Source organism: Trinickia sp. EG282A, from assembly GCF_040965455.1.
GTDB classification, from domain to species: domain Bacteria; phylum Pseudomonadota; class Gammaproteobacteria; order Burkholderiales; family Burkholderiaceae; genus Trinickia; species Trinickia symbiotica.
In genome coordinates, this window is record NZ_JBFRCC010000034.1 from 1 (window position 1) to 465 (window position 465).

The 465-nt window shown below is 61.5% G+C and carries 1 protein-coding gene; it reads right to left on the minus strand.

All coding sequences use genetic code 11. The features are described 5' to 3' along the window. Window positions 1-337 (minus strand): FAD-dependent monooxygenase (locus AB4Y31_RS31780; RefSeq protein WP_368677423.1); only part of this gene is annotated, 337 nt, incomplete at its 3' end. Window positions 338-465 lie beyond the last annotated feature (128 nt).

Below are 465 nucleotides of genomic sequence, written 5' to 3' on the forward strand. Positions count from 1 at the left end.
GATACGGCTGGTAAAAGAAGTTGATGACTGGCCAGCCGAACGGCCGTTTGCGCGGCATGTACTGCGTGATCGGCGTGCCGTCCGGACGCACCAGTTGCACCGGTGTCTCCATCATCATTTGCGACTGCACCTCGTCTGCGACGTCGAGGTACTGGAAAATGCGCATGCATTCGTCGTCGGTGTACACCGCGCGGGCATTGCCGTAAAAGACCGGCTCGCGCTCCAGGACGACGACACGATGGCCGGCCCGTCCGAGCATATGCGCCAACACGAGGCCAGTGGGGCCCAGTCCCACGATCGCGACATCGCAGGCATCGTCCAGATGCACTACGCTCACGACTGCTCTCCTTGTACAGTGAACTCAGGGTGCATCAACGATGCAAGACCACGGCGCAAGCGCCCCAGTCTGACTCCCAGGCTCAGGTTTTCGGGACGATGCCCCCACAGGCTGATGCCCTGGTACGT